This is a genomic window from Aliidiomarina haloalkalitolerans, assembly GCF_003987315.1.
Taxonomy (GTDB): domain Bacteria; phylum Pseudomonadota; class Gammaproteobacteria; order Enterobacterales; family Alteromonadaceae; genus Aliidiomarina; species Aliidiomarina haloalkalitolerans.
The window spans coordinates 78318-103844 of sequence record NZ_PIPI01000007.1; the positions used below are offsets into that span (position 1 = coordinate 78318).

23 protein-coding genes are annotated in these 25527 nt (G+C 50.3%); 18 read left to right on the forward strand and 5 right to left on the reverse strand.

Going from position 1 to position 25527, the window contains the following annotated elements:
* Positions 1-4 precede the first annotated feature (4 nt).
* The 3 genes from CWE06_RS09740 to hslU all read left to right on the forward strand — a co-directional run bounded on the left by CWE06_RS09740 (position 5) and on the right by hslU (position 2574).
* Positions 5-598 carry an SPOR domain-containing protein gene (locus CWE06_RS09740; protein ID WP_126793589.1) on the forward strand — a complete coding sequence of 198 codons (594 nt, stop codon included), beginning with the start codon at positions 5-7 and terminating at the stop codon, positions 596-598.
* 93 nt (positions 599-691) lie between these two features.
* A complete protein-coding gene (gene hslV / locus CWE06_RS09745) occupies positions 692-1237 on the forward strand; it encodes an ATP-dependent protease subunit HslV (protein WP_126793591.1) in 546 nt (181 codons plus the stop codon).
* 2 nt (positions 1238-1239) lie between these two features.
* Positions 1240-2574 (forward strand): HslU--HslV peptidase ATPase subunit, encoded by a 1335-nt coding sequence (gene hslU, locus CWE06_RS09750; RefSeq protein WP_126793593.1) that lies wholly within the window; start codon positions 1240-1242, stop codon positions 2572-2574.
* Positions 2575-2653: 79 nt separating this feature from the next.
* Here hslU and CWE06_RS09755 read toward each other — a convergent pair whose 3' ends face one another.
* Positions 2654-4588: a GGDEF domain-containing protein gene (locus CWE06_RS09755; protein WP_126793595.1), complete on the reverse strand. Its 1935-nt coding sequence runs from the start codon at positions 4586-4588 to the stop codon at positions 2654-2656.
* 154 nt (positions 4589-4742) lie between these two features.
* Between CWE06_RS09755 and rraA the strand changes: the two genes are divergently transcribed.
* Positions 4743-5228: a ribonuclease E activity regulator RraA gene (rraA, locus tag CWE06_RS09760; RefSeq protein ID WP_126793597.1), complete on the forward strand. Its 486-nt coding sequence runs from the start codon at positions 4743-4745 to the stop codon at positions 5226-5228.
* A gap of 8 nt (positions 5229-5236) precedes the next feature.
* The gene (locus tag CWE06_RS09765; protein ID WP_126793599.1) at positions 5237-6298 is read left to right on the forward strand and encodes a formimidoylglutamase; all 1062 of its coding nucleotides are present in this window, start codon (positions 5237-5239) and stop codon (positions 6296-6298) included.
* On the opposite strand, the gene hutI is transcribed toward CWE06_RS09765, so the two are convergent.
* A complete protein-coding gene (gene hutI / locus CWE06_RS09770; RefSeq protein ID WP_126793601.1) occupies positions 6266-7471 on the reverse strand; it encodes an imidazolonepropionase in 1206 nt (401 codons plus the stop codon). The two genes, CWE06_RS09765 and hutI, sit on opposite strands and share 33 nt — an antisense overlap.
* A 132-nt stretch (positions 7472-7603) precedes the next feature.
* On the opposite strand from hutI, the gene hutC reads away from it, so the two are divergent.
* From hutC to hutH, 3 genes are all read left to right on the forward strand, one after another.
* Positions 7604-8323, forward strand: coding sequence for a histidine utilization repressor (gene hutC / locus CWE06_RS09775; RefSeq protein WP_126793603.1), 720 nt, complete (start codon positions 7604-7606; stop codon positions 8321-8323).
* Between the two features lie 24 nt (positions 8324-8347).
* Positions 8348-10030 carry a urocanate hydratase gene (gene hutU, locus CWE06_RS09780; protein ID WP_126793605.1) on the forward strand — a complete coding sequence of 561 codons (1683 nt, stop codon included), beginning with the start codon at positions 8348-8350 and terminating at the stop codon, positions 10028-10030.
* Positions 10031-10132: 102 nt separating this feature from the next.
* Positions 10133-11659 (forward strand): histidine ammonia-lyase, encoded by a 1527-nt coding sequence (gene hutH, locus CWE06_RS09785; RefSeq protein ID WP_126793607.1) that lies wholly within the window; start codon positions 10133-10135, stop codon positions 11657-11659.
* Positions 11660-11720: 61 nt separating this feature from the next.
* Here hutH and CWE06_RS09790 read toward each other — a convergent pair whose 3' ends face one another.
* The gene (locus tag CWE06_RS09790; RefSeq protein WP_126793609.1) at positions 11721-12626 is read right to left on the reverse strand and encodes a bifunctional GNAT family N-acetyltransferase/hotdog fold thioesterase; all 906 of its coding nucleotides are present in this window, start codon (positions 12624-12626) and stop codon (positions 11721-11723) included.
* Between the two features lie 176 nt (positions 12627-12802).
* Between CWE06_RS09790 and CWE06_RS09795 the strand changes: the two genes are divergently transcribed.
* From CWE06_RS09795 to trhA, 9 genes are all read left to right on the forward strand, one after another.
* Complete coding sequence (locus CWE06_RS09795) at positions 12803-13702, forward strand: virulence factor BrkB family protein (protein ID WP_420808536.1); 900 nt, start codon at positions 12803-12805, stop codon at positions 13700-13702.
* A gap of 18 nt (positions 13703-13720) precedes the next feature.
* On the forward strand, positions 13721-14158 hold the full coding sequence (dtd, locus tag CWE06_RS09800; protein WP_126793611.1) for a D-aminoacyl-tRNA deacylase: 438 nt from the start codon (positions 13721-13723) through the stop codon (positions 14156-14158).
* Positions 14159-14383: 225 nt separating this feature from the next.
* Entirely contained in the window at positions 14384-14623 is a 240-nt protein-coding gene (locus tag CWE06_RS09805; protein WP_126793613.1) for a DUF2061 domain-containing protein, read from the forward strand.
* Positions 14624-14647: 24 nt separating this feature from the next.
* Positions 14648-15445, forward strand: coding sequence for an SDR family NAD(P)-dependent oxidoreductase (locus CWE06_RS09810; RefSeq protein ID WP_126793615.1), 798 nt, complete (start codon positions 14648-14650; stop codon positions 15443-15445).
* A gap of 125 nt (positions 15446-15570) precedes the next feature.
* Complete coding sequence (locus tag CWE06_RS09815) at positions 15571-15879, forward strand: YqaE/Pmp3 family membrane protein (RefSeq protein WP_126793617.1); 309 nt, start codon at positions 15571-15573, stop codon at positions 15877-15879.
* Positions 15880-16000: 121 nt separating this feature from the next.
* Positions 16001-17173 carry an efflux RND transporter periplasmic adaptor subunit gene (locus tag CWE06_RS09820; protein WP_157981166.1) on the forward strand — a complete coding sequence of 391 codons (1173 nt, stop codon included), beginning with the start codon at positions 16001-16003 and terminating at the stop codon, positions 17171-17173.
* Positions 17170-20310 (forward strand): efflux RND transporter permease subunit, encoded by a 3141-nt coding sequence (locus CWE06_RS09825; protein ID WP_126793621.1) that lies wholly within the window; start codon positions 17170-17172, stop codon positions 20308-20310. Before CWE06_RS09820 ends, CWE06_RS09825 begins: the two co-directional genes overlap by 4 nt.
* A gap of 171 nt (positions 20311-20481) precedes the next feature.
* Positions 20482-20742: a DUF3081 family protein gene (locus CWE06_RS09830; RefSeq protein WP_126793623.1), complete on the forward strand. Its 261-nt coding sequence runs from the start codon at positions 20482-20484 to the stop codon at positions 20740-20742.
* 167 nt (positions 20743-20909) lie between these two features.
* Positions 20910-21557, forward strand: coding sequence for a PAQR family membrane homeostasis protein TrhA (gene trhA / locus CWE06_RS09835; protein WP_126793625.1), 648 nt, complete (start codon positions 20910-20912; stop codon positions 21555-21557).
* 87 nt (positions 21558-21644) lie between these two features.
* On the opposite strand, the gene typA is transcribed toward trhA, so the two are convergent.
* Both typA and CWE06_RS09845 read right to left on the reverse strand, forming a co-directional pair.
* Positions 21645-23480 (reverse strand): translational GTPase TypA, encoded by a 1836-nt coding sequence (typA, locus tag CWE06_RS09840; RefSeq protein ID WP_126793627.1) that lies wholly within the window; start codon positions 23478-23480, stop codon positions 21645-21647.
* A 143-nt stretch (positions 23481-23623) separates the two neighbouring features.
* Positions 23624-24679 (reverse strand): sensor domain-containing diguanylate cyclase, encoded by a 1056-nt coding sequence (locus CWE06_RS09845; RefSeq protein WP_198679085.1) that lies wholly within the window; start codon positions 24677-24679, stop codon positions 23624-23626.
* A gap of 107 nt (positions 24680-24786) precedes the next feature.
* Here CWE06_RS09845 and CWE06_RS09850 point away from each other — a divergent pair, with 107 nt between their 5' ends.
* Positions 24787-25452, forward strand: a complete 666-nt coding sequence (locus CWE06_RS09850) for a DsbA family protein (RefSeq protein WP_126793631.1) — start codon at positions 24787-24789, stop codon at positions 25450-25452.
* Positions 25453-25527 lie beyond the last annotated feature (75 nt).

Here is a 25527-nt window from a genome sequence, read left to right on the forward strand (position 1 = left end):
GTCTATGGCAGTTGATTACGCAAAGCGCGGCAATCCAAAAAAGAAGCCCACGCGCAAAAGTAGCCCACGCAAGGGCGCTGTGCGCAAAAAGAATCAGTCGCAGCAGTCGGCGCCGTTTAAGGTGGTGTTTCTGCTGATTCTGGTTATCGCTGTATTCACGGCTTTTTTGTGGTTCCTGCGTAATGGTGGCGAAGAAGTCATTCCTAGCGTAAGTTCTGGCAGCTCCGAATCAGCAACACCGACCGTAGTGGCGCCGCAACTCGATCCACTGCCAGAAGTACCACAGGAACGCTGGGGCTATATTTCCGATCTAGAAAACAAGCAAGTCGAAGTCGACGTTCCGGAATCAGCCGAGTCGCGTCGTCGTTTAATGCAATGTGGTTCATTCCGTCAGTTCGGTGATGCGGATAACTTGCGAGCGCGAATTGCCATGCATGGGTTCGAATCGCAAGTACGCGAATCACATGGTAGCAATGGTCGTTGGTATCGGGTCATTCTGGGGCCATTCGAGAACCTTCGCGAAGCGCAGCGCGTGAACAATCAGCTGCAACGCTCGGGCATTTATGGTTGCCAAATCTGGCTCTGGAATCTCGACTAACACCGGCAAATTTATTCCTTCATCTACCTTTCCTCTTGAATTCTCAACGCGCTGACCTCATCTAGCGTGTATAACCGAGAAAGAGGAAAGGATATGACCACAATCGTTTCAGTGCGTCGCGGTGACAAAGTCGCCATCGGCGGTGATGGCCAAGTATCACTTGGTAATACCGTCATGAAAGGCAACGCCAAGAAAGTCCGCCGTTTATACCATGGTAAAGTTTTAGCAGGCTTTGCCGGTGGCACCGCAGACGCATTCACCTTGTTCGAGCGCTTCGAAGCGAAACTCGAACAGCATCAAGGTCATCTAACCAAAGCAGCGGTCGAACTCGCCAAAGATTGGCGGACGGATCGTATGCTGCGCAAACTTGAAGCGCTGCTCGCCGTCGCCGACAAAACAACCTCACTGATCATTACCGGTAACGGTGATGTGGTGCAGCCGGAAGAAGACCTGATCGCGATCGGCTCTGGTGGCGCCTTTGCCCAGAGCGCTGCCCGTGCCTTGCTTGAAAATACCGAATTAGACGCCCCGACCATCGTTGAGAAAGCTCTCACGATTGCCGGCGATATTTGTGTTTACACGAATAATTTCCAGACTATCGAAGTGCTTGACGCTGAGCCAGCTGTTACCAAGGAGTAAGCATGTCAAATATGACCCCCCGGGAAATTGTCGACGAGCTCAATCGTCATATTATTGGTCAGCAAGACGCAAAACGTGCGGTTGCTGTAGCCCTGCGTAACCGCTGGCGCCGGATGCAGTTGGACGATGACTTGCGACATGAAGTGACGCCGAAGAACATCTTAATGATCGGTCCAACCGGTGTTGGTAAAACCGAAATTGCCCGTCGTTTGGCCAAGCTCGCCAATGCACCGTTTATTAAAATTGAAGCGACCAAGTTTACCGAAGTCGGCTATGTGGGTAAGGAAGTTGACTCGATTGTTCGCGACCTCACTGACACAGCTGTGAAAATGATGCGCGAGCAAGAAATGGCGCGCTTACGTCACCGTGCTGAAGATGCGGCCGAAGAGCGGATTCTTGATACCTTGCTGCCAAAGCCGAAACGCAATTGGGGTGACGAGCCACAGCAGGACGAGGAAGCGAATAGCACACGGCAGATGTTCCGTAAGAAGCTGCGCGAAGGCAAGCTTGACGACAAAGAAATCGAGATTGAGATTTCGATGCCAGCCATGGGTGTTGAAATTATGGCACCACCGGGCATGGAAGAAATGACCTCGCAGCTGCAAAGCATGTTCCAAAATCTTGGTAATAACAAAACCAAGAAGCGTAAACTGAAAATCAAAGACGCGTTTAAACAGCTGATTGAAGAAGAAGCTGCAAAGATGGTGAATCCTGAGGAAATTAAGGAAAAAGCCATTCATGCGGTCGAGCAGAACGGCATTGTTTTCCTCGATGAGATCGACAAAATCTGTAAGCGCGGCGAAAGTAGCGGTCCAGATGTGTCTCGTGAAGGTGTACAACGCGACTTGCTGCCACTGGTCGAAGGCACGACTGTAAGCACCAAGCACGGCATGGTCAAAACCGATCATATTCTGTTTATTGCGTCGGGCGCATTCCAAATTGCCAAGCCATCGGACTTGATCCCTGAGTTACAAGGCCGCTTGCCAATCCGGGTGAACTTGAAAGCGCTGACGACTGAAGACTTTGTCCGCATTTTGACTGAACCGAGTGCGTCATTAACGGTGCAATACAAAGCGCTTATGGCAACCGAAGGTGTCGGTATCAGCTTTACCGAAGATGGCATTCGTCGTATTGCGGAAATTGCTTGGCAAGTGAACGAAAAAACTGAAAACATTGGTGCGCGTCGCTTACATACCGTGCTTGAGCGCCTAATGGAAGAAGTATCGTTTAAAGCTTCGGATATGGAAGGTACTGAGCTAACAATCGACCGTGATTACGTCAATCAATATCTGAATGACTTAGCTGCCGACGAAGACTTAAGCCGGTTTATTCTTTAAAAATCGATTGCTTATGTAGCAGAATTGGAATAACAAAGGGCAGGCAACTGCCCTTTTCTTTGTGTTCCTTAAAACCTCGTCACAACGGCTCACCCGCGACCAGACAACCGTCGCCACCGTTCTTTTTCGCCTGATAGAGCAGTTCATCAGCACGTGTAATGTTGTCGTTGGCATCTTGGTTTGGATCAAGCTGCACCACACCAAAGCTAATCGTGAGCACGCCTCGCTCAGCGTCCTGGTGCTCGATAGCTAAGTTGCGCACGGCTTGGCATAGTGCTTCTGCTTGCAGCTGCGCTTCAGCATGATTGTCAGCTGGAATCAGCACCGCAATTTCCTCGCCACCATAGCGGTAGACTCGGCCATAGCTTGTGGCTTCCAAAGCCTTCGCAACTCGTTGTAATACGTCATCGCCCGCGATGTGGCCATAACGATCGTTGAAGGCTTTAAATTTATCTAGGTCACCTAATGCCAGCGCGAGATGACCTGAATTTTCAGACTGCAACTCCATCCGAAGATCACGGTCAAAGGCACGTCGATTCCATAAATTGGTCAAGCCGTCGAAATGCGCCATTTGATCGAGTTTTTGATTCACTTGTGCGAGCCGGCGGTTGGCTCGTTCTAGCTCTTTGGTGCGGTCATCAACCAGCTTCTCTAAGTTGTTCTGATTCTCAAGCAGGCGCTGTGCCATCGCGCGAAACGAACGAATTAGTTGGCCGACTTCGCTGCGTATATCTTCAGACAACAGCGGACTACGAATCACTGCATCGTATTGCTTATTCCCGATCAGTTCAGCAAGGTGGGCGAGGCGTTGTAATGGGTCGGCTACGAAGCGGTTCACGAAAACTGAAACAATGCCAAGAATGGCTAGCAATAAGACGATTGCAGACAAGCTGATGGCTAGAGGCGTGGTCAAAGCGGCACGTTGAATTTCGGCATAAGGGTAAAGAGTGACGTACCACCAGTCAGCAACCTCTAGAGGCTGGGCAATCAATAGCTGTCCGGGAATGGCATTGGGCAGAACGACGCGGCGTTGCTGGACAAATGCCGGCTCGAGCTGCGCAAAAATTTGCTTGTATTGCGGATTTGTCAGCTTATGAATATCTAATATTCCAGCTTGTTGATAATCGGCACTAAGAGATTCCGCCGAAGCAATCAATTGGCCCGACTCGCCAAAAACAAAATGCTGGATTTGGTCGTGATTCGAGCGGACTAAACCGCTAACTAATTGCTTTAAAGGAATGTCGTGACTGGCATTAACCAGATGACGGCCATTCAGGTCAACCGGTAGTTGGTAGGTGATGGTCCAATAATCGGCGGAAAGATCATAATATAACCCGGTCCATAGCGGTCGTCGTTGCGGATTAAACTGCTGTAAGGTTGAGCGGACGACGCTGTAATCGGTCATCACCAAATCATGGGCGGCTAGCAAGCCCCATGGGTGCTCCGAGGAATACTGTACAAGCACGTTCTCTGGCATGGAAAAATGACTGTTTGCCCAGCGCCTATCCCACGCTGGTGCACGTTCATTGAGAACTTGTTGGCTGATGATAATCCGCGCTTTCAACTCGTCGCTAAGCGGCCGTTCGCCGGGGCCGATAAAGGTACTAATATGCTGATAAAACTCAGGTTCAACCAAGGTACCATGGTAAAATTCGGGCTTTAAGCGCCACGTCCCCGGTTCGGTTTCTTCGTGTCGTTGGTCAAATTTCGTCGCTAATTCACTGAAATCGGCGTATTGCTGATAACGCTGTAAGAACGAGTCACGTAAAATTTCAGCCGAAGCAACGGCGTCGCGCAAAGTGCGAGACTCATATTGAACTTGGTTGTTGATCTGTGTAAGTAGTTCTTGTTTTTGGTTCTTTTTGGCTTGGTGGTAGGCAATATAGAAACCGGCAGCGGCCACCATGGCAACAACAATGAGCGACCAAAGCCCAATGCGCAAAAGCAGGCGTGTTGAAAGACGCCGACTGATCGGTGAACGGCGCTCGGAGTATGGGTACTGATTTGTAGGCATGGACAACCTATTCGATTACTTTACACTCAGTATGCGACATAAGATTACGCGGATTCAAGGCCTTTTGGCCGTGAAACTTCCTCCTCTGGTCGGAAAGGTTTATACTCAGCGTGAGAACACCTTATTCATTCCAAATTGCGCAGGAGCAAGAGTCATGGAATATAACACCTCGGAACTATGCGACTTATATGCCGATCAGATCGATGTGGTTGAACCGATGTTCGTTAACTATGGCGGCCGCACCTCATTTGGAGGCCAGGTGGTAACCGTGAAGTGCCACGAAGACAAGGGCTTAATTGAGCAAGCGCTCGAACAACCAGGTGCGGGCAAAGTGCTGTTGGTTGACGGTGGCGGCTCACTGCGCCGAGCAATTATCGATATCGGCATTGCCGAGCTTGCGTTGGAAAATGATTGGGAAGGAATTATCTGTTACGGCTGTGTTCGTGATGTTGATGCACTCGAAGATCTCGACATCGGCATTCAAGCAATCGCATCGATTCCAGTGGGTGCCCCAGCAGAATGTGTTGGCGAGGCGGATATTGCCGTAAACTTTGGTGGTGTCACGTTCCTACCGGAAGATCACATCTATGCTGACAGCACCGGCGTGATTTTATCGCCAGAGCCACTCGACATCGAGTAAAGCGCACTATGACGACATTGAATACCTATTGGCAACCCACTGTGGTTGCCAATTTTTTACATACCCGAGCCGGCGAAACCCGTATTGGTGAATCGTTAACCGTGCTTGCAGCGCTGACTGACGAAGCATTGCAGGCGGTGGCAGCAACTAAGCTGGAGCACACCCCTAGCGCCCGACCGATTGCCTTACTTGGTGTGCCTGAATCGATTGGACCACGGGCTAATTTAGGGCGGGGTGGTGCAGAACAAGGCTGGCAGGCGTTTTTACAGCAGTTTTTGAACATGCAAGACTCAGGACGTTTGCCGCTCACGCAATTGGTATTAGCGGGTAGCGTCGACTGTGCCGATTTACAAGCTGCGAGCCTCGAGTTAAACCCAGCGGAGGCAAGCCAATTAGGCGAATTGCGGCAGTTGTGTCAGCAGCTGGACACTCGCGTTCAAGCCGTCGTTCAGCAACTCTTTGCCCATGGTTATGAAGTAATTTTAATCGGCGGCGGACATAATAACGCGTTGCCACTGTTACAAGGGCTTGCTAGCGCGCAAGCGAGTCAGGTTGCGGCGGTAAATTTAGACCCGCACTCAGACTTTCGCCCGCTTGAAGGCCGGCATAGTGGTAATGGCTTTAGTTATGCTCACCATCAAGGGGTTCTGGCACATTATCAAGTGGTGGGTTTGCATGAAGCGAAGAACTCTAAAGCCACTCTTGACCAATTGGACGATGCAGGCTTCGGTTATATTCGGGCGCAACAGTTACAGCAGCTAAGTATGCGTAAAGTCATGCCGTCGGTCGTTCGCAGTGTGGTTGAATGGGCGTTACCGTTCGGTATTGAGCTCGATGTCGATGCGATTATGCAAGCACCAGCGAGCGCATTAAACTTCACTGGGGTTAATTTTGATGAGGCCTGCTCATTCGTACGCGAACTTGCAGCGTTACCGCAAGTTCGCTATTTGCACCTTGCTGAAGCTGCGCCGAGTTGCCACCCCGCGGGTTTCGAAACCGGTACCCGAGCAGCCGGTCAATTGCTTAGTGAGTTAGTCTTAACTTACTTGATTGCCCGCAATCCACAGTGAGTGAAGCGGGTTAATACCGAACTCATAACAAATCTCTTCAGGCGCTGACAAGTTCCATAAAGCTAGGTCAGCGCGCTGACCCACGGCGATTGTGCCTTGGCCTTGGTCACCGAGTGCGGCGGCAGCATGACGAGTGACACCAAGCCATGCCTCTTCTGGTGTTAAGCGAAACAGGCTACAGGCCAAGTGCATCATTAATGGCAGTTGCACTAACGGTGATGAGCCTGGATTGGCGTCAGTTGCGATAGCAATTGGAACACCATGCTGGCGCAATAAATCGATTGGCGGCAGCTTCGTTTCTCGCAGGAAATAGAAGGCTCCCGGTAGCAACACCGCAACGGTTCCTGCGGCAGCCATGGCACGAATTCCTGACTCCGATAAATACTCGAGGTGATCCGCAGACAAGCCTTGATAGTGTGCAACCAGGGCACTGCCATCTTGGTCACTGAGCTGTTCGGCATGCAATTTCACCGGTAGACCATGCGCTTGCGCAGCCTGAAAAACCCGCTCGGTTTGGGCGCGAGTGAAACCGATGTTCTCACAAAAAACGTCAACGGCCTCCGCTAAGCCCTGATCTACTGCAGCAGGTAGAATGTCAGCAATGATATGTTCGATATAGCCGTCCGCGTCGTCTTTGAACTCAGGCGGTAAGGCATGCGCGGCTAACAGCGTGGTGGTCACTTTTAATGGCAGTTGGGCACCGATACGGCGAGCAACACGCAGTTGTTTGAGCTCATCAACCAGACTTAATCCATAGCCCGACTTGATTTCAATGTGACCCACACCCTGACTCAGCAGCGCTTGTGCCCGCGGTAAACTGGCGGCAAATAGCTCGTTTTCCGTTGCCGCTCGGGTGGCTTTGACAGTGCTTAGAATGCCACCACCTTGGGCGGCGATGTCGGCGTAGCTGGCGCCATGCAGACGTTGACGGAACTCACCGGCTCGTGAACCCGCCCAAACCAAATGGGTGTGACAGTCAGTCAAACTTGGAGTCAGTAATTTGCCCTCACCATCGTATTGTTCCCAACTGCGAAAACGGTCTGGCAATGACGTTGTAGAACCCACCCACGCAATCTGTCCATTTTCAATGGCAACTGCAGCGTTAGCTTGCAAACCAAGGTCATTGGCGGTCATGCACGCTGCATGAACGGAGTGAATGACAAACGACTTCATAGCGTTACCCTTGTTGTGCGTGAGAGAGATTGAGCCCACGGCCAACAAAAAGAATTGTGTTTTTGCCGTGAGATTTGCTAATGTATATACAACATATCATAACAAGCTTTTCAAATTACACAAGGTGCGGCTATGGCAAAGTTTGCCCATATAAAAGAGTTTATCTACCGCAAAATCGAGTCAGGTGACTGGCCCGAATATCATCCGGTGAGCTCAGAGAATGTGCTTGCTGAGCAATTTAATGTCAGTCGTATGACTGCGCGACGAGCCTTGCAAGAATTAGCCGACGAAGGCCTAGTGACTCGCACCCGCGGCTCCGGAACCTTTGTGGCACCATTAAAATCACAATCGGCATTGCTCACCATTCGCAATATTCGCGACGAAATCGAACTGCGTGGTCATACGCATCGTGCGGTTGTGCAATTGCTCGAGCAAGTCGTTGCACCTGCTCACCTGGCAACGGCATTACAAGTTCCGGCCGATACCCAGCTTTTGCGGTCCGTGATTACTCATTTTGAAAACGACCAAGCCGTACAGGTTGAGGATCGCTTTGTTAATCCGCTCTTAGTGCCGAACTATTTAGATCAAGATTTTACTGTGATGACACCGCATGAATATCTTTGTGAGGTGACACCACTCACGGAAGCAAGCCACTTGATTGAGGCGGTATCGCCGACTCGCGAACAAATAAAATGGTTAGGACTGGCAGAATCTGAGCCTTGCTTGCAAATTCAACGGCGAACCAGCTGTCGCGATGGGGTGGTCAGTCAAGCGACCTTGACGCACCCAGGTAGCCGTTTCCGCCTTGGCGGTCATATGACATTTAAAGCGACCCGTCGTCGTAACGATTAATTATCCAGGATTGGAGATGCAGTGATGAGTTTTACCCGAATTGATGAAAGTCGTGTGGTACGTGCCGCCATCGGTAGCGAAAAGACCGCAAAGAGTTGGCAGACGGAAGCTGCCAAACGCATGCTCATGAACAACCTCGACCCAGACGTTGCTGAACACCCGCAAGGTCTTGTGGTGTATGGCGGCATTGGTCGTGCAGCACGAAGCTGGGAGTGTTTCGACAAAATAGTAGAAGTGCTCGACCGCCTCGAAGACAACCAAACCTTGCTGGTGCAAAGTGGCAAGCCGGTCGGAGTTTTCCCCACTCACGCCGATGCACCGCGGGTGCTGATTGCCAACTCGAATCTGGTGCCTGAGTGGGCGAACTGGGACCATTTTAACGAACTCGATAAAAAAGGCCTGATGATGTACGGCCAAATGACCGCTGGTTCGTGGATTTATATTGGTTCGCAAGGCATCGTGCAAGGTACCTATGAAACCTTTGGTGCGGTGGCACGACAGCATTTCAATGGCGATGCGAGCGGTAAATGGATACTGACCGGTGGCCTCGGTGGTATGGGTGGCGCTCAGCCATTAGCAGCGACCATGGCAGGTTTCAGCATGTTGGCGTGTGAAGTGGACGAGAGCCGCATCGACTTTCGTTTACGCACGCGCTATGTCGACGAAAAAGCCACCGACTTAGATGACGCGTTAGCCCGTTTAGAACGTGCCAAGCAAGAAGGTCGCGCGGTCTCGGTGGGCTTATTAGCAAATGCGGCTGATGTGTATGCAGAACTTGTTAATCGCGGAGTCACGCCAGACGTGGTGACCGACCAAACGTCAGCGCACGACCCATTGAATGGCTATTTGCCACAAGGCTGGACCATGGCTGAAGCGGCTGCGAAGCGCGAAAGCGCGCCGCAAGAAGTGGTTGCCGCGGCGAAGCAGTCGATGGCCGTGCAAGTGCAAGCCATGCTCGCATTCCAACAACGTGGGGCGGCGGTGCTCGATTATGGCAATAACATCCGGCAAATGGCAAAAGATGTGGGCGTAACCAACGCCTTCGACTTCCCAGGTTTTGTGCCTGCTTACATTCGCCCTTTGTTCTGCCAAGGCATTGGCCCGTTCCGCTGGGTTGCGCTGTCTGGTGACCCTGAAGATATATATAAGACCGATCAGAAAGTGAAAGAGCTGATTCCGGACGACCCGCACTTGCATAACTGGCTAGACATGGCTCGTGAGCGTATTGCTTTCCAAGGTTTACCGGCGCGTATTTGTTGGGTTGGTTTGAAAGATCGCCATCGCTTGGGCCTAGCCTTTAATGAAATGGTCAAGAACGGTGAGTTAAAAGCGCCTATCGTGATTGGTCGCGATCACCTCGACTCAGGCTCGGTGGCGAGCCCGAACCGGGAAACTGAAGCCATGCTCGATGGCTCCGATGCAGTGTCCGATTGGCCATTATTGAACGCCTTGCTGAATACCGCTGGCGGTGCCACCTGGGTGTCATTGCATCACGGTGGTGGCGTTGGTATGGGTTATTCGCAGCATTCTGGCGTCGTTATCGTCGCTGATGGCACCGACGCAGCGGCCGCACGTTTAGGCCGAGTGCTTTGGAACGACCCAGGCACCGGCGTCATGCGTCACGCCGACGCAGGTTACGATATTGCCAAACAAGCGGCTGCCGAAAGCCAGCTTGATTTGCCGATGCTTGGTAATGATCAAGGGTAACGATAACCGGTAAAGCAAACCGACTCGGTTATCACCATAAACAATGCGCAACCAGCTTTGTTGTTGGTTGCCACGCTAGCGACTTATTTAGGATAGAAGACCATGGCATTTCAATTAGAACTTCAACCAGGCCAACTCAGCTTAGCTGATTTACGGCGTATCGATCGTGAAGCGGTGACCTTGTCGTTACCACCGTCAGCCTATGCCGACGTTGAACGAGCGGCAAAAACCGTAGCGGATGTGCTTGCGCAAGGACGTGTTGTGTATGGTATCAACACCGGTTTTGGTTTATTGGCGAGCACTCGCATTGCACCAGAGCAACTAGCGGACTTGCAGCGCCGGATCGTCCTGTCGCATGCCGCTGGCGTTGGCAAAATGATGAGTGACGCAATTGTGCGCACTATGTTGGTATTAAAAATTAACTCACTGGCGCGCGGATTTTCTGGCGTTCGTCCCCAAGTCATCGACTTCCTGATTGCTTTGGTTAACAACGAAGCCTACCCATGCGTGCCTGAAAAGGGTTCAGTAGGCGCCTGTGGTGACCTTGCGCCGTTAGCGCACATGGTCTTGCCATTGTTGGGCGAAGGTGAGTTGCGCATTCATGGTGAACGCATGCCAGCAAGTGCTGCCCTTAAGCTGTTAGGCCTCGAGCCGATGGAGCTGGCGCCGAAAGAAGGTTTGGCCCTATTAAACGGCACGCAAGCGTCGACAGCGCTGGCGTTGCATGGTTTGTTTGCTATTGAAGACGTATTTGCCGCAGCAACCTTAACGGGTGCAATGACGGTGGAAGCCGCGCTCGGTTCGCGCACGCCATTCGATGCGCGGATTCATGCGGTACGTGGTCAGCCGGGTCAAGAAGCGGTGGCGGCAGAACTGCGCCGGATCCTCGGTGATAACAGTGAAATTGGGGACTCTCATACCAACTGCGGTAAAGTTCAAGACCCCTATAGCCTGCGCTGTCAGCCACAAGTGATGGGCGCTGCGTGGGATCATATTGGTTATGCTAGCCAGGTACTTGGCCGTGAAGCCAATGGTGTGACCGATAACCCGCTGGTGTTCCCTGACGACAACGATATTCTTTCAGGTGGTAACTTCCATGCTGAACCAGTCGCAATTGCTGCTGACATGTTAGCCATTTCGGTGTCTGAAGTGGGGGCGTTGTCTGAGCGTCGAATCGCGCTTTTGGTCGATAAGCACTTAAGTAACTTGCCACCATTCTTAGTCGATAATGGTGGTGTGAACTCGGGCTTTATGTTGGCGCAGGTCACTGCCGCAGCATTGGCCTCGGAAAATAAAACCCTTGCCCACCCAGCGTCAATTGATAGTTTGCCGACGTCGGCCAACCAGGAAGATCACGTGTCGATGGCGACGTTTGCTGCCCGTCGCTTGCAAGATATTGCCGAGAACGTGGCGAACATTATTGCGATTGAGTTGCTCGGTGCGGCTCAAGGGGTCGATTTCCGTCGGCCGTTGCAATCATCACCAGTGCTAGAGCAAGTGCATGGGTTAGTGCGTGAGCGGGTCGCCTTTTATGACGAAGACCGCTACTTTGCACCTGACATTGAGGCTATTTATAACTTAATTCGGGAAGCGAAACTCACGGACCTTTCTGAGCTGCGCTTATGTTAGTAGCGCCTAGCAGCGCTTATGTTAACTGCGCTTAACAGCGCATATGTTAACAGCGCTGTCGTTAATCGCGCTTAGCAAGGACGACGTAGCGGCCGTTAAAGACGGCCGCTAATTTTTCACCATCTAATACTTGAACCTCGAGACTTAAGTGCGCATTTTTGCCATTGTTCAAGGCAGCAAAATCGCCACTTACATCTTTCATCGCCACCGTCGCACGCGGCTCTTGAATAATCGGCTGCAAATACTGAATACTGCCTTCTGCTAACACGATACTGCCTTGAATATCGCGCTCGCGTTGCTGCAACTGAATCAAGCCCCAACCACACAAAGTCGCCAGCGTATAGATGCTGCCGGCAAACATAGTGCCATGCACATTGATATTGCGAGCAAGTGGCGCGGTCAGTTCGATGCTGCGTCCGGTGTATTGGAAGATATTGATCGCCATGGCTTTGCTAACCGGAATTTCGTTATGCCAAACTTTTTGCAGTTCGGCACACCAACTCGGCCGGTAAACAATATGATTAACGGGATCGAGCGGTTTGACGAGCTGATGCTCAGCCATCGGCTTGTCGACGGTATTCGCTTCTTCTTTAATTTCGTAGCCGCACTTTAAGTAAAAACCCAAAGTGGTGTCGCGGGAACGAATGATCATCCGCGTCGCACCCTGCTTACGGGCTAAAAGCTCCAAATCGTGGAGTAAGGTAACGCCGTGTCCTTCACCTTGAAAGCTTGGGTGCACAACCATGAAGCGAATCTGTGCTTCTTCGGTGCTATTGAAATGCAGCCGACCGACACCGATTAACTCGTCGTTGTCACCGACTAACATGCGATGTTCAGCTACTTGGTCGTACTCGTCTTTCTCCGAGCCAGGCGGACGATGAAACGGCTTACGCAGAACTTCCCAGCGTAATTGGTAATAAGCCTGCCATTGTTCGTCAGTGGACGGTGTTTTTACAGTAAGCGCCATAGCAACCATTCTTTATTTTTAGGACTCACGAGGTTAATTCAGGTTGTGCCGATTAGCAAGTTTCGCCTTAGTTCGACAATAGTTCGGCAACGGATGACTTGTCGATAGAGCAACCTGCTGCCACAATAGGACAGACTGATAACAACGGACTGACTCCTATGAAACCTATGGCAGCTCTGAAAAATATTGATTGGAAAGGCATCAAACAACGCTTGCCAAGCCAGATTCAGTGCGCAATTAAATTCTTGAAGCACTTCATAAAACGCTGCGCCGATGATCGCATTAACATCATGGCTGGGCACTTAACTTATGTCAGCTTGTTGTCGCTCGTACCTTTGGTTGCGGTTATTTTTGCCATGTTTGCCGCATTCCCGATGTTTGAGGAAATGCGCCGTAGTGTCGAAGAAGCCATTCTTGCGAACTTAATTCCTACCAGTGGCGAAGCCATTCAAGAATACTTAAATCGTTTTGTCGGCAATGCGAACCAAATGACCGCCATAGGTGCGATCTTCTTGTTTGTGGTTGCGATTATGATGATTAATGCCATCGACAAAGCCATGAACACGATTTGGCGAGCTCACAATAAGCGGCGTCTTATTATCAGTTTAGCGATTTACTGGATGGTGATTACCCTCGGTCCCCTGCTGGTCGGCACCGGTATTGGCTTAAGTTCTTACTTACTGTCGGTCGCTGCGTTCGCGGACGAATATGTCGGCGGTATTCGCAATACGCTGTTAGCGATGTTCCCGTTTTTCATGAGCCTTATGGCGTTCATGTTGCTGTATGTCATGGTGCCGAATAAAGTTGTCCGTTTCCGCCATGCGATTTGGGGCGCAGCACTTGCAGCATTTTTGTTTGAGGCAGCCAAGCGCGGCTTTGCTATGTACCTGCAGTATTTCCCATCGTATGAATTAATCTACGGTGCGATGGCAACCATACCAATCCTGATTGTTTGGATTTACTTGTCGTGGAATATTATTCTGATTGGCGCAGAATTGAGTGTGTCAATTGAAGAGTTTTTTCAAGAAGAGTCGGAAGAAATTCCACCTGAAGAGCTCGACGAAGACGTTCAATAAACATCATAAGGGCAGTACATGATCGGTTTAATTCAGCGGGTGACCTCAGCTCGTGTTGACGTCGCAGGCAAAACAATTGGCGCCATCGAGCAAGGGATTTTAGTTTTACTCGGCGTTGAACGTAACGACACTGAAGACAAAGCGAAACAACTCGCAAAACGAATTGCCAGTTATCGGGTTTTTGCCGACGCTTACGACAAAATGAATCTCGACGTCCGTGACATTCAAGGCAGTGTGTTGGTGGTGTCACAATTCACCTTAGCTGCCGATACGCGCAAAGGCCGACGGCCAAGCTTTTCCTCGGCAGCGGTTCCGGCTTTGGCGAATGAACTGTATCAAGTCTTTTGCCAAGCACTCGCGAATGAAGGTGTCCCCGTTGCGACTGGTGAGTTTGCCGCTGATATGCAAGTTCACCTCGTGAATGACGGGCCAGTGACCTTTACGCTGCAAGTTTAGTTAGGTTCACCTATTTAGCTAAGTTCACTTATTTAGCTAAGTTCACCTATTTAGTTAAGCTCACGCGTAGGTTTTTTGTACAGGCGGAGTCGTTTGTACTAATCGAATTTCCTCATTAGCAAAATTCACTGCGAATCATTATCGTTTACCCATAAGCGAGCGCCCTTCAGTACGTCAACTTGATGTGCACCAAAATAAGCGCCAAATCGCTGAGGAGAGAATGAAATGAAAAAGACTATGACTTTTGCTGTCGTCCACTTTACCGTCGCTTTTACGGTCACTTATTTACTGACCGGAAGCTGGGTATTGGGTGGACTGATCGCTTTAATTGAGCCAGCCGTAAATACTGTAGCGTATTTCTTTCACGAAAAGGCTTGGGCTTATTTCGGTAACAAGCCGTCTGGCGGCAGTAAATGTCCGACAGAGCAGGCGTCCGACGACGTACTGAAAGTGCTGAGCGTGTAACATGGCGTTGGAGTGGTTAGCCGAATGGGTAGCAAAACGAGCCTACAAGAAGCAGCTCGAGGAAATCTGGTGGCCGTTTTTGGAGCCGGAGGAGGACTCGGCCGAGCAATCGTTCAAGAACTCCTAACCCGCTCAGCGGATACCTTTGTGCTGGCTGTCAGTCGTCAGGCGCAGCCTAACGATGTTACCGACGAGCGTGTGCATTGGGTGCAGCTCGCCGTGTCTGAGAAGGGCTCGGAAGCAGCAATACTAACAGCTTATCAAACCTTGCTTGCCGAATGGCAGGCGCAGAACCTTGAGCTTAGCGGTGTCGTTTCAACCATTGGTTGGCTGCATGGGGCAGGCCCAAACGGCGAAGATTGGCAGCCGGAACGCCGTATTGAACAGTTGTCCGCAGAACAGCTACAAGCCTATTTTTTTACCAATGCGACCTTGCCGATTCTACTGTTACAAGCTTTAAAGCCCTTGCTACCGAAGAATAAGCCTGCCTACGTTGCGCAACTGGGCGCAAAAGTGGGCAGCATTAGCGATAATCACCTCGGTGGTTGGTACGGTTATCGAGCGTCGAAAGCCGCGCTGAACATGCTGTTTCGTACCGCGGCAATCGAATTTAAACGCACGCACAAACAACTCACCCTTGCAGTGATTCACCCGGGTACCACCGACACCGAACTTTCTAAGCCGTTTCAACAGCGCTTACCCGCTGACAAGCTCTATAGTGCCCAGTTATCGGCACAGCGAATTCTCCAAGTGATTGCCGACTTAACCCCCGAAAATAGCGGTTCATTCTATTTTTGGGACGGCGAAAAAATCCCTTACTAGCATTAGGGACCGTAGCTGGAATGGCATTCCAGCTACGGCCCCTAATGCTTGCTGAAAAGGCGAAGATGCGCCATGCTTACGGGCTACCCGAAAAACTTCAATAACAATATGTGGGAACGTTGGAAATGCCTTATTTATTAGCTGTGATTTTACCGCCAGTTGCGGTGTTTATGTCTGGTGCTCGCAAGCAAATATACTTGAGCTTGGTGCTATTCTTGTTAGCCCTGTACTTGTTAAAAATTGCGGGTACGGGAAATTATCCCGGTGCCTATGCGGCCGGCCCAGTGTTGTGGGTTGCTGCAATTATTCATGCATTCGTATTTACCCATCGCAAATTCCAGCAACAGTCAGGAATGCGTCATCCGCATCGTGGTTCTTGGAGTCAATCGCAGGGAAATGAAAAGCCAAGCGACGACGGTCAACCGAAAGATTAAGTTCGAGTAAGGCCTCTAAGACAGCTGTTTTGGTGCCGTAAAGTAAGTGTAAATCAACCTGCTGACCGGAAAATAACCAAGTATCCTTTACAATCGTAAAGAAGCAATGTGCGGAGGCCCTATGCGTACACAATGGTTAGTTAACGCAAAGCACAATTTTAAAAGTTCGATATCTGCAGCAGCAATTGCTGCGGCGGCGCTGTCGTTAAGCGCTTGCTCAGACTCGAGTGCAGCACTAGATGACCAAGCCCCAGAGGGTCCGCGTCACCGTGTGTTAGTCACCGAAGTAAAAGCGCAAACCATCGAGCTCGAGCGTTCATTTGGTGCTCGTACCGAAGGCTCGATGGTTGCCGAAGTGCGCGCGCGAGTCGGCGGCGTGCTCGAGAAACGGCATTTTAATGAAGGCCAGTTCTTAGAACGCGGCACGGTCATGTTCTCCATCGAAAAAGCGCCATACGAAGTTGAGCTGCAAAAAGCGCAAGCGGAAGTGACCAGCGCAGAAGCGGTGTATAACGAAGCACGTCGCGACTGGGCGCGGGTTGAAAATCTGTTCGTGGATGGTGCGATTAGTGCCCGTGAGCGCGACCAAACCCAATCTCGTCTTGAATCAGCTGAAGCGGACGTTGTGTCAGCGCAAGCTACGCTTGAAGAAATGAAGCTGCGTATGAGCTACACCGAAATTAAGGCGCCAATTAGTGGCGTGGCTAGCCGTGAGTCAATTTCTGCCGGTAATCTGATTCGTGAAAATGATGCATTAGCGACCATTGTCGGACTCGACCCGATTTACGTGCACTTCAATGTCAATGAAAGTGATATTGCCGCTCGTTACTTGCTCCAGCAAGTCGCGGTAACCACACCGCAGGAAGGTGCTGAACAAGGTCCTGAAGCACGACTGCGTTTCTCTGACGGTCGTGAGCACCCTGTCTCCGGCTATATTGATTATGTCAGCCGCATTGTTGACCGTGAAAGTGGCAGTATTGAAGCCCGTGCCGTCATTCCGAACCCAGACATGACGTTACTGCCAGGACAGTGGGTGCGAGTACAATTGCCAAGTATTGAAGTGCCGTACGCGATAACCGTGCCGCAACGGGCGATTATTCAGTCTGGTCGCGAGTCAATCGTTTACATTGTCGATAACCAAAACATCGTGCAAGTGCGAGAAGTCACACTTGGCGTTCGGGTTGGTAACGAACAGTTGATTGAGCAAGGCCTTGCGAGTGGCGATCGCGTGATTGTCGAAGGCTTGTCAATGTTACAGCCTGGCACGCAGGTGAATGTGGAGATTGCTGAATGATTGCACGGACGTTTATCGAGCGCCCCGTGCTTGCATCAGTACTCTCGATACTGATTGTGATTGCGGGACTCATGTCACTGCGGATGTTGCCAGTTCAACAGTACCCGCAAATTGTCCCACCTCAGGTTGTCGTAAGCGCCAGTTACTCAGGTGCAACCGCAGAAGCAGCATCGCAAGCGGTCGCAGCACCACTCGAGCTGTATATTAACGGCGTTGAGAACATGCTGTATATGACCTCGTCGGCTGACGACAGTGGCGGTGTTAGTATCACTGTGGTGTTCGATGTCGGTACCGACGTCGACCAAGCCGCGATTGACGTTGAGGCGCAAGTGCAACGTGCCTATTCGCGTTTACCGGAAGAAGTGCAGCGTAATGGCGTTCAAATTCGCAAACAATCCAGCGCCATCCTCAAAATTGTTTCTTTGAGTTCGCCGGATGGCAGCCGCGACTCATTGTTCCTAAATAACTATGCAACGCTGACCGTACAGGATGAACTGAGTCGAATTAACGGCGTCGCACAGGTTACTTTCTTTGGATCCAAAACCTATTCCATGCGAGTTTGGCTGCGCCCCGACCAACTTGCAGATTACGGCATGACTCCGGCCGATGTCAGTAACGCAGTACGCGAACAGAACGCAATGTTTGCAGCTGGCCGTTTTGGTGATGCACCAAACCCAAATAACCCACAAGAAATTTCGCTACCAATTGGTACCGAAGGGCGTTTTTCGTCCGTCGAACAGTTTGAAGAAATCATTCTCCGCAGTGACCCAGGCGGGTCCGTGGTGCGCTTACGCGATGTCGCTCGCGTTGAGCTCGGTGCCAGTAACTACGACTTTGATGCAGTTCAGAATGGCGAAACCGTCGTACCCATGGGGATTTTCTTACGCCCAGGTGCAAATGCACTCGAAGTGTCAGAAGAAGTCGACCGTGTCATGGCGCGCATGAGTCAGGCTTTCCCAACTGGCGTCGACTATTCAATTTCGTTTGATACCACCGATTTCGTCAAAGTGTCGATTCAACAGGTGGTGTTTACCTTGTTCCAAGCCTTAGTCTTGGTCATGTTTGTTATTTACGTGTTCCTGCAACGTTGGCGAGCAGCACTTATTCCACTGTTATCGATTCCGGTGGCATTGATTGGTGCGTTTGCGGGCATGTACGTGTTTGGCTTCTCGGTGAACTTACTGACGCTACTGGCGATGGTATTGGCCATCGGTATCGTGGTGGATGACGCAATTGTCGTGCTCGAGAACGTCGAACGGCTCATTAAAGAGCGCGGGCTTACGCCGAAAGAAGCAGCCATAGAGGCAATGGAAGAAGTCTCAACACCGATTGTGACCATGGTGCTTGTGCTCGCAGCGGTATTTATTCCGGTTGCTTTCCTTGGTGGTTTAGCTGGGGTGATGTATCAGCAGTTTGCCTTAACCATCGCTGTGTCTGTGATTCTTTCCGGCTTCGTCGCTTTGACCTTGTCGCCGGCGCTATGTGCGCAAATTCTGCAAGAAAAGCCATCGGCGCCGCCGGTGATTCTGCAGAAGTTTAACGTCTTCTTTGAACGTATGACCCAACGCTATACCGACGGCGTGCGCTTTATGCTGAAGCGCACCGCCATGGCGAGTGCCATTTTTGTCGCGGTTGCATTGTCGGCATGGGGAGCATTTAGTCTCTTGCCGGGTGGCTTGGTGCCCGACGAAGACCAAGGCTATGTCTTAGTGTCACACCGCTTACCAGAAGGCGCTTCGCTTGACCGAACCAGCGATTTTTCACTGGACTGGAACGCCGAGCTGCAGAATATGGACGGCGTTGCGAATACGCTCACCTTTATGGGCTATGACATGGTCAATGGCGGCCGTAAGCAAAACGTTGGGGCGAGCTTTGTAACTCTTGACCATTGGGATGACCGCAACTTGCGCCGGAACAACTCGCAAGCATTTGCCGAGCAGGTTAACCAAGCGGGTCAAGCCCATGCGCAAGCCAACATTAGTGCGTACAACCCGCCACCAATCTCGGGTATTTCGACCACCGGTGGCTTAACCGCTTATTTGGTTGCGATTATGGACGGCGACACCGATAACTTAGTCGCACGTTTAAATGCGGTCATTGAACAAGCCAACGAGCGTCCTGAGTTGCGTAATGTGCGGACAACTCTGAACCTCGATATTCCGCGCTATACAGCCTATGTGGATCGCGAGCGAGCTAAATCAATCGGCGTGCCAATTGACCAGATATTCGCAGCCATGCGCGCCACCTTCGGTCGTCAGTACATCAATGACTTCAACTACCTTGGTCGTGCGTGGCGGGTGTATATGATGGCAGAGTCATCGTACCGGGAAGGCCCGCATAACTTTGCTGACGTGTTTGTGCGCGCTGGCAGTGGTGACATGATTCCACTGAACGCAGTTGTGCGCGTTGATCGGACAACTGGCCCCGACGAAGTACACCGATACAATAACCGTCCGGCAGCACGCTTATTGGCTGACCCAGCGCCTGGTTATTCAAGTGGCCAAGCAATGCTGGCGCTTGAAGCCATCGTCAATGACTTAGTCAGTGATGACCAAGACTATCAATTGTTCTGGACCGGTGCCTCGCAACAGGAGCGAGCATCAGGCAACGCCGCAGGCTTGGCTTTCGGCTTTGCGATTCTAATGGTTTTCCTCTTGCTTGCGGCACAGTACGAGCGCTGGACGTTACCGCTCGCCGTTCTTACTGCGATTCCTTTTGCGGTGTTCGGTGCAGTGCTCGCAACTTGGGTTACCGGACTGCAGAATAATATTTATTTCCAAGTCGGCTTATTGGTATTGATTGGTTTGTCGGCGAAGAATGCGATCCTCATTGTTGAGTTCGCAGTTATCAATCGGAAGCGTGGCATGAGTGTGGTGGCCTCCGCATTAACGGCATGCCGTCAGCGCTTCCGACCCATTCTGATGACATCGCTCGCCTTTATTCTTGGCGCGTTACCGTTGGTGTTTACTTCTGGCGCCGGTGCAGCGGCGCGCCAAGCGGTCGGTGTCACTGTGGTGGGCGGCATGCTCATCGCAACGTTCGTCTCGATTTTCTTTATACCGGTGTTTTACCAGTGGATCGAGAAGCGAGCTTTGGCGCGGAGCATGAAGAAGCGACGCAGGCCTTCAAGCAACTGATAAAGTAAGCAAGACAAACGGTTCGATCGAAAGCCCAACTGCCGCCGTACCTAGTGAATAGTGGCAGATATTCCCAAGCAAACGCCAGCAAATATAGCTGGCGTTTTTCTTGCGAAAATAACTGCTTACTGCCATAACTAAGAGTATTGCCGGAACCGTTTTGGAGGAGCCATGAAAAATGAATTAAGCATTCGTACTGTGTTAACGGTTTTTGAAAAAATTGTCGATCATGGCGAGGTGATCGACGAACGCCATGTTCTCGACGGTATTACGGGCTATACCGACCACGATGGTTATACGGTGTATTTAGAAGGGCTGCGGGTGAAACTCTGGACCGGCTTCCACAATACCTATCACTTAGATTACGAGTCAGAGCGTGATTTTGAAAACTTCATGACAAAACTAAAACAAATCGACCGAGATTACGATTAAGCATCAACAAGAGCGCAGGCGCTTACTGACTGCGCTCTTCCGCTGTACAAAAAATACTTCCGTATGAAATAGTTACTTCCAGAAATCAGAAAAAACAAAATACAGCGTACACTTGTACGCTGAAATATGTTTTAATGACAGCTCAAAACTGGTCTGAGGTGTAATGCATGAGTTCAACGAAAGCCAAATATTCACTCGGTGAAGAAATTGCGCATTCCGTTAGTCATGGTCTTGGCGTCATTGCCGGGATCGTGGGTTTAGTATTTCTAATTTATTTGTCGTTTGAGTATGGCGATATTTGGCATGTCGTCAGCGTGTCTATTTATGGCGCTTCGATTATCTTACTGTATTCTGCGTCGACACTTTATCATGCGGTCACGAATCTCAGATTAAAACGTTTCTTCCAGTTAATGGATCATGCCGCCATATTTCTGCTCATAGCTGGTACTTACACCCCTTTCCTGTTGGTTAATTTACGCGGACCATGGGGTTGGACCTTGTTTATCATTATTTGGAGTATTGCGCTCGGTGGCGTGTTGCTCGAGGTACTGAAGAAAGAGCGCGTGAAATGGTTGTCGCTGTCATTGTATTTGGGTTTAGGTTGGATGGCCTTGGTGGCAATTAAACCGATGCTCGAACTGGTGAATACCACAGGCTTGCTGCTGCTGTTAATTGGTGGCTTGCTATATTCCTTAGGGGTGATTTTCTATGTGCGCAAGCAAATGGTCTATCACCATGCCATTTGGCACCTGTTCGTGCTGGCGGCAAGCGTCGCCCACTATTTTGCCGTGCTGTATGGTGTGGTGTTGGCCTAAGCTGCGACCACGACCGAATAGATAGTCAGACATAAAAAAACGAGCGCCTAAAAGGCGCTCGTTTTCATTTGAAATGGAAAGGCAGTCTTATTCTGCGCTTTCTGTTTCGCGAGAAGCGCGCTTACGCTCGTTCTCGGTCAATAGTTTCTTCCGCACACGAATCGACTTCGGCGTCACTTCAACCAGCTCATCGTTATCAATGAACTCAAGCGCACGCTCAAGGCTCATCTTAATCGGTGGGGTTAAGGTTAATGCTTCGTCAGTACCGGCGGCACGAATGTTGGTCAGCTGCTTACCTTTCAAACAGTTTACCGTCAAATCGTTAGCACGGTTATGAATACCAATAATTTGGCCTTCATAAACTTCGTCTGCGTGTGAAGCAAATAAACGACCACGCTCTTGCAGGTTAAACAAGGCATAGGCCAATGCTTTACCTTGCGCATTTGAAATCAATACACCGTTAATCCGCTGACCAATTTTACCGCCTTTGTGTGGGCCGTAATGATCAAACGCGTGGTAAACCAAACCCGTACCTGACGTTAGTGTCATGAATTCGGTTTGGAAACCGATTAAGCCACGGCTTGGAACCATGAAGTCGATGCGCACACGGCCTTTACCGTCTGGTGACATGTCGGTCATTTCTGCTTTACGTAAACCTAAAGCTTCCATCACTGAACCTTGGTGTTGGTCTTCGATGTCAACAGTTAAGGTTTCGTACGGTTCCATTTTCTGGCCGTTCTCGTACTTAATGATAACTTCTGGACGCGACACGGCTAATTCGAAGCCTTCACGACGCATGTTTTCGATTAAAACACCTAAGTGCAATTCACCGCGACCAGAAACTCGGAACTTGTCTGGATCTGGCATTTCTTCAACGCGTAAGGCAACGTTGTGAACCAACTCTTGCTGTAAACGCTCAAGAATTTGGCGTGAGGTCACATACTTACCTTCTTTACCAGCAAATGGTGAGGTGTTGACCTGGAACGTCATGGTTACGGTTGGCTCGTCGACTGACAGTGGTGGCAACGCTTCGTTGTGACCCACGGCACAGACGGTGTCGGAAATTTTCAATTCACCTAAACCGGTAATCGCACAAATGTCACCAGCGTGTGACGAGTCGACTTCCATGCGGTCTAAACCGAGGTAACCGAAAACTAAGCCAACTTTACCGTTCCGGGTTTTGCCATCAGCGCCAACAACAGTTACTTGTTGGTTTGGCTTGACGGTACCGCGACGAACGCGACCAATACCGATAACGCCTAAGTAGCTTGAGTAATCTAATTGCGAAATCTGCAGCTGTAATGGGCCGTCGATTTCTGCTTCTGGTGGCGCAACTTCACGAACGATGGTTTCGAACAACGGTGTCATGTCGGTGCCGTGAACTTCTGAGTCCAACGAGGCAAAACCATTCAATGCCGATGCGTAAACGATTGGGAAGTCGAGCTGCTTGTCGGTTGCACCTAAGTTATCGAACAAGTCGAAAACTTGGTCAACAACCCAGTCAACCCGTGCGCCCGGACGGTCAACCTTGTTGACGACCAGGATTGGGTTCAAACCGTGAGCAAAAGCTTTTTGGGTTACGAAACGTGTTTGCGGCATTGGACCGTCAACGGCGTCGACCAACAACAATACTGAGTCAGCCATTGAAAGAACGCGCTCTACCTCACCACCGAAGTCAGCGTGACCTGGGGTATCAAGAATATTGATATGGTAGTCATTCCAATTAATCGCAGTGTTTTTGGCCAAAATAGTGATTCCACGCTCTTTTTCAAGATCGTTAGAATCCATGACGCGCTCTTGCATTTCGCCGCGGCTTTCTAGGGTACCGCTTTGCTGCAGAAGTTTATCAACCAAGGTTGTTTTACCGTGGTCAACGTGCGCGATAATTGCGATATTGCGAATTTTCTCAATAGCTTTAGACATAAACCGTATTTGTAACCTGTAATGTAGGGCCGAATCGGCCATAGGGGGGCGGATTGTACGTGGTTTTTGGTGAATAAAAAAGCACCTCTTGTACAGCAGGTGCTAAATTTAACGATTCTGTAACGATTGATAAGGGCTGCTGGTTAATCTTTAACCAAAATAATTTGATTGCGGCCTTGTTGTTTTGCTCGATAGAGATTGTCGTCGAGCCGCTTGAAGGTCGCCCGAGCGCTCAGTAGCGGTGACAGCTCAATTAAGCTACCACTAAACGTGAGTTTAACTTGATGATGTTTGGCAAAAGTATGCTCATTGAGTTTGCGTTGGAAGCGTGCAGCTATTTTTTCAGCAGTGACTAAATTACTGCCGGGAAGAATAATAATAAACTCTTCACCACCCCAGCGGCCGATCATGTCGGAACTGCGAAACTCGTGGTTACAAAACTCAGCAAACTCTTTTAACACTTCATCACCGACTAAGTGACCGTGCGCGTCGTTTACCTGTTTAAAGAAATCGAGGTCGAGTAGCAGTGCGGCACTTTTGCGCCCGAGCTCTTGCATCAGGGCAAGTTCATACTGTAGCGCGTGGGTAATCGCACGGCGGTTCGCAAGCTTAGTCAGTTCGTCGGTGCTTGCTTCAATTTCTAATAGTTTATTCGAGCGTTGGAGAGATTTGAGCGTTTCACGTTGCTGCTCGTTGGTGCGTATGAGTTCGAGCTGCGTCATGACTTGCCGAGCGAGCGTTGTAATCGCCTTTTCTTGTTCGGTAGAAAGCTCGCGAGGTTGGTAGTCGAGTACGCAGAAAGTTCCGAGTGGAAAACCGTCGTCGGTCTCAAGCAGCGCGCCGGCATAAAAGCGTAAATGTGGTTCGCCGGTAACCAACGGATTATTCGCAAAACGCGGGTCTTTGGTCATGTCGGGAACAACAAAAAGCCCCGGTTGCAGAATTGCATGGGCGCAGACTGAAATGTCTAGCTCGGTTTCGCGAATACCGAGACCAATTTCAGATTTGAACCATTGCCGATCTTTGTCGACAAAATTAATCACGGCTATAGGCGTGTTACAAATAAAAGCGCCAAGTTCGGCTAAATCGTCAAAGCGAGGGTCGTAATCGGTATCTAGTATGTTATACCGCCGCAGAGCTTCTAGCCGAGCACTGTCGTCGGCTGCACAAACATTCTTCACTTGTTTGTCGTTATTCACACGGCTCACCTTGCAACTCATCCTTGAACAAATACGAAGATTCTATCACTATAGCAGTAGTTTTGAGGTCTGCCCATTGGTTGTGCAGATGTAAAAAGGAAATAAAAATGCAGCGGTTTAACTCTCTTAAAAAGTGGCTTTTAGTCACAGTGTCCATGTTTGTATTGGCAGCGTGTAGCGACGCACCGACGCCGCCAGAGACACCAGCGACCGATACAGCGGCAGTCAGTTACAGTGAAGGTTCGCATTACAGGGTATTGTCAGAGCCTGTTCAGCAAGACCAACAAGAACCATTTATTGTTGAGTACTTATGGGTGGGTTGCCCAGCCTGTCAGCGCTTCGAACCGGTGATGCAAGGCTTCAAAGACGCGAACCCAGACGTGGCTATCGTCCGTCGTCATGGTGCGTTTAACCAACGTTGGGCCTTTGACGGTGCATTATTTCACGCCATTCAAGAACTGACGGAGCGTGACATTGCAACCGAAATGTTAGCGTTTTATGCCAGTCAGAATAATCAGTTACCGGACTTGGACCAGCTTACCGGCTTTATTTCGCGTTTAGGGCTCGACCCGAACGACGTGTTTGCGAAGGCGGACTCGGACGAAATCGAACAGATTTTGCGTCAAACACTGACGGAAATGAGTAGCAATGAGATTAATGGCGTACCCTCGGTGGTGATCAATGGTCGCTACTTACTGGCGACGCCCATGCCGAGTGATATTCGCAGCCAAGAAGACTTAAACGACTTAATTACGCATTTGTTGAGTCTTTAACGCATACAGTTCATAGCAAAATAACGCACCATAATGGTGCGTTATTTGTTTCTCTCGCACTATAATGGTGCAAAG